The organism is Ginsengibacter sp. (assembly GCF_057362405.1).
Map to the genome: position 1 here is coordinate 1 of NZ_JBMQQG010000049.1, position 4248 is coordinate 4248.

At 37.1% G+C, this 4248-nt stretch carries 5 protein-coding genes and 1 pseudogene; 3 read left to right on the top strand and 3 right to left on the bottom strand.

Annotation, left to right across the window (positions count from 1 at the left end; all coding sequences use genetic code 11):
- On the top strand, positions 1-289 hold a 289-nt coding region (gene surE / locus ACO1O5_RS04155; RefSeq protein WP_486268578.1), incomplete at its 5' end, for a 5'/3'-nucleotidase SurE.
- Positions 286-579, top strand: a complete 294-nt coding sequence (locus tag ACO1O5_RS04160) for a hypothetical protein (protein WP_486268579.1) — start codon at positions 286-288, stop codon at positions 577-579. The genes surE and ACO1O5_RS04160, both read left to right, overlap by 4 nt.
- 36 nt (positions 580-615) lie before the next feature.
- Here ACO1O5_RS04160 and ACO1O5_RS04165 read toward each other — a convergent pair whose 3' ends face one another.
- The 3 genes from ACO1O5_RS04165 to ACO1O5_RS04175 form a co-directional block, all read right to left on the bottom strand.
- Positions 616-1473 (bottom strand): hypothetical protein, encoded by an 858-nt coding sequence (locus ACO1O5_RS04165; protein ID WP_486268580.1) that lies wholly within the window; start codon positions 1471-1473, stop codon positions 616-618.
- 70 nt (positions 1474-1543) lie between these two features.
- Positions 1544-2416: a hypothetical protein gene (locus ACO1O5_RS04170; protein WP_486268581.1), complete on the bottom strand. Its 873-nt coding sequence runs from the start codon at positions 2414-2416 to the stop codon at positions 1544-1546.
- 202 nt (positions 2417-2618) lie between these two features.
- Positions 2619-3665 (bottom strand): hypothetical protein, encoded by a 1047-nt coding sequence (locus ACO1O5_RS04175; RefSeq protein WP_486268582.1) that lies wholly within the window; start codon positions 3663-3665, stop codon positions 2619-2621.
- A 257-nt stretch (positions 3666-3922) separates the two neighbouring features.
- Here ACO1O5_RS04175 and ACO1O5_RS04180 point away from each other — a divergent pair.
- A pseudogene (locus ACO1O5_RS04180) lies at positions 3923-4248 on the top strand (lipid-A-disaccharide synthase); the annotation flags it as partial.

Below are 4248 nucleotides of genomic sequence, written 5' to 3' on the forward strand. Positions count from 1 at the left end.
GCATCTTTTATTAAATGTGAATATACCCTCGGTCCCCTTGAATGAAATGAATGGGATAAAAGTATCGAAACAGGCGTATGCAAAATATGATGAAGATTTTGATGAACGTCTTGACCCGCATGGGAAAAAATATTACTGGCTAACGGGCGAATTTAAAAATTTTGACACGGGCGAAGACACGGATGTATGGGCACTCGAGCATAATTATGTAAGTGTGGTTCCCGTTCAGTTTGATCTTACGAATTATGAGCTGAAAAAAGAATTAGAAAAAACCTGGGACGTATTATGATATTCAAAAAAGACAACTTTGTTTTTGGGCTAGTGCTTGGTCTTATTGCACCTTTATTGGGTTTCATGTTATTTAAGACGGCACGGTATAGCGCTTTCAGTATTTCGGAAATGATTCAATGGCTTAAACTGAATCCCAACCTCATAACCGTTTTCATAAGTGTATCATTATTTGCCAATGCATTACTCTTTACCGTTTATATTAATGGTCACCGCGATAAAACAGCTAAAGGAATTTTTTTGGTTACGGTTGTTTATGCTGTTATTGCGTTAATATTTAAGTATTATTAAATTCGATTTCTTCAATATCTTAGTTTCCCGTTACCGTTAGTTGGCATTCCTTTCATATAATTTTAACAGCCGCCTGTTCGCTCCCGTAAAAATATAACTAATTGATAGCCCTACATAAGATAGGTTGGCTGAATAGGTTCCTGTGCTTTGGGTTTTGCCGGTAACATCGATGGTATAGTTAAAGTTCACAACTTTTGTTGCTGAAAAGTTTGCGAGCAAGTTTATCCGAAGGAAATTATAATTAGAAAGAAAAAAAGAATATCCTCCGCTAATATTGTAGTTTAGCCACGGTTTTAAATTATTTCCAACCCAACCTTCCAGATCGAGCACCGGCACATATTGGCTATTTACATCTAATCCACCGTAGTCATAAATATAAATCGCTTCGTCCGGATCGAAGCGTATATTTATCCCGGCATCTGCATTCCAGGTTGAATTGTTTTTCGCAGCCCATCTCTTTTCAAACCATATCGGCGCGGAAAGGTAAATACCATAATCTTTAGTGAGACGTCCCCGGAAATTGATATCATCTTGCAGGTTCGGGGTGAAATCAGATTTTGGAATAAACAATTTAAAATTTCTTCCACCGAATCCAACATGAGCACCCACTAGTAAGGAGTAGTCTTTATTAAAATTAATGAAATAATTAACGCCGGCCTCGATACCACTTACATTTGAGGCGCCCATTGAATAGGGACCCGATTGGCTTACAGGTTTTCCTTTTTCTGTACTGTAGGGGCTTAAATAAAAGCCGAACCAGGAACCACGGAAGAGAACTTTTGGGATGTTTTTTTTTATAAAATTATTCTGCTGTGCAAAAGCTGGTAGCAGAAGAATGCAATAAAAAATGATTCCTAGTAATAACCCAACTGTAATCTGGCGGATCAACCTCATAGATTTGAATTTCGCTTATTGTCTTTCCTGATTTCTTCTTCAATATTTCTTGTTAAAATGATTCTAAAGCTCAATTACTGTTTTTCATTTTTTCCTCTAAAAACTTATGAAGCCTTTTGTTGGTGCCTGTGGAGGTGTAACTGAATGATAAACCCACATAAGACATGTTAGCGGAGAAAGTTCCGGTACTTTGTGGCTTGCCGCTAACATTTATCTGGTAGGTTCCATCTATTATTTTCTTATCAGAAAAATTAGCCACCAGATTGCATTGCACGTAATTATGATTTCGAAGCAATAACGAGTAACCTCCTCCTATGTTATAATTGAGCCATGGGCGCAAATTGTTTCCCATTGTGGCGTTTATTTCCAGTAAATTTATTTGATTGCCATTTACGTCTGATATATTCTCTCCAAGACCATAGGGACTATATCGCATGGGATAATACCTGACATTAACACCTGCAACAACATTCCAAAAACCATTACTTCCCGTAAACCAACGCTTTTGTATCCAAATGGGAACGCTCATGTAATATGCCCATTCAGCTATCCCATACTCATTCCAATTGCCACCAATACTTGGATTAAAGTCGCTTCCGGGAATAAAAAGCTTGTAATTCGTAGCCGAAGCACCACCGTGCAGCCCTACTACTACGGAATAGCTATTGTTGATGTAGATATGGTAATCAGCCCCCGCTTCAAATCCATGTTTGTAGATCGTTTTAAGGTGATAGGCTCCTGATTGTGGAGTAGCTTTTGCTTTGTTAACAATATAGGGCGATATAGAAAGGCCTAATAATGAACGGCGAGGATATTTCCTGGTGCTGGGCAAAGAGTCAATGCTATAACCACTTCGGACTTGGGAAAATATAATATCTGGATAATTAGCCGTCAACATAAAAACTATTATAATTTTCAAACTAAAACGAATTCCTATTTTCATGTATCAGATATTATTAATGTAACAAGATAATTATTGTAATCTAATAGACAAATAATTAAAATTTAGAAATTGGAAGAGAATTTATCACTTGTAAAATTCTCCCGATATGGCCATCGTATCGCATCTTGTGCCACAGTATACCACTAGGTAAAGTTATCATGTCAACTTTGCATCCCAACTTTTAAATTAACACGAAATAGTATTACAGAAGTATTGACCCTGAAAGCCCCGAAACGTCGCTATTGAAAAAACCTGTGAAAGTATTAATATTTATGTAAGCATCTCCACCCGGCACTCTACAAATAATTTTTAATTCGAATCTTTTATAATAACCTTGGGCGGGCTTGATTTGGTCTACATTCTTATACAAGTTACAAGCCTGATTGAGAAGAAGAGGCCCTAAAAGCCTTGTATTAAGGGATAGCCTTGATCGTATCCGCTTTCCGTTAGATTTTATCCGAAAACTCTTAACGTGCGCCTTGGCCTCTCCTCTAAATATACAGTCATTAACTGCAACTTTCAGCTTACATTTTCTTGTTTTGTCTGTACTTACAAACCATTGTGGCGATATTCCTCTGTAATTAGAAAAACAAGAGGTGCTGCTCGGACTATTTACGACCAACGATTGAAGACCGCCGACTGTAATTAATCCTGTTGACGTCCATTGATAAGTAGTGCCAGCAATCATGAACTGATAATGGTTATTACAAATCGCATTATCAGAATTATCAACTGTAAAGTCCAGACTATCAGGATCGCTCCCAGTCATATTATTGTTCAACCAGGTTGTTTCATTATTGTCAAAAACCGATCTTTGAGATGTATATCCAGCAAATTTTGCTTCGAAATTCTTATACGTGTGAAGTTGATCAAAATTATTTACGCTGTCCAAACTATCTAACTGGAGAGCCGTCGCATTTGGGTACTGGTTTTCATAAGTTGTATTATAAGCTTCATAATCAGAATCTAACTGGTTAAGAACAGTGTTTACATCGGATGAGCTATTAAAACTTAACAAATGACTTGTAGTATAATAAGATATATTAACACCTGCGTAGGAAATAATTATCGGCGGGGTACCACCATTAAGAACACATGCTCCTGTTATGGAATCATTATGATATCCCGTCGGACAATCAATTATGCATTTTTTCCAGTAATAATCCCAGTGATAACCGGGGTTACATTGTACAACAAGCGGTTTTGCATTTGAAGATGAAACTAATTCCTGGGAATTTTGCGGATTCATATCCACTTTAGTACAGGAAACAAAAAGTATTAAAAAAAGAAAAATGGGGGGGGGTAATAATTGAAATTAACTTTCTCATGACTTTTAGTTTTGGTTTGAAAATTAAAAGTAGATGTATTTCTTTGTAAGACAAGAATTTTATTCCCGGTTTTTACCTGTGTTTTAACGCAGCTTGGCGAAAAGGTGCCAAAGGTCTATTTCATTCAACCTAATCAATTCTAACTATCTTTAAATCTTCATTACATTTCAACAGAAGAATGAAATATTACATCATTGCAGGGGAAGCTTCCGGCGATTTACATGGCAGCAATCTAATTAAAGAAATAAAAAAGCTGGACGCCAGTGCCGTAATCCGCGGCTGGGGAGGCGATAAGATGGAAGCAGCCGGCGCCACGCTGGCAAAGCATTACAGGGAATTGGCGTTTATGGGTTTTGCTGAGGTAGTTAAAAATCTTCCCGCCATCATGAAGAATTTTACATTCTGTAAAGAAGATATTGAAAGCTTCCAACCCGATGCAGTAGTACTCATCAATTACTCTGCTTTTAATTTAAGAATGGCCAAATGGACGCATATCAAAAAATA

Excerpts from the sequence above, each read along its gene's own strand:
- ACO1O5_RS04160 (WP_486268579.1), top strand. The coding sequence starts at position 286 with ATGATATTCAAAAAAGACAACTTTGTTTTTGGGCTAGTGCTTGGTCTT.
- ACO1O5_RS04165 (WP_486268580.1), bottom strand. The coding sequence starts at position 1,473 with ATGAGGTTGATCCGCCAGATTACAGTTGGGTTATTACTAGGAATCATT.
- ACO1O5_RS04170 (WP_486268581.1), bottom strand. The coding sequence starts at position 2,416 with ATGAAAATAGGAATTCGTTTTAGTTTGAAAATTATAATAGTTTTTATG.
- ACO1O5_RS04175 (WP_486268582.1), bottom strand. The coding sequence starts at position 3,665 with ATGAATCCGCAAAATTCCCAGGAATTAGTTTCATCTTCAAATGCAAAA.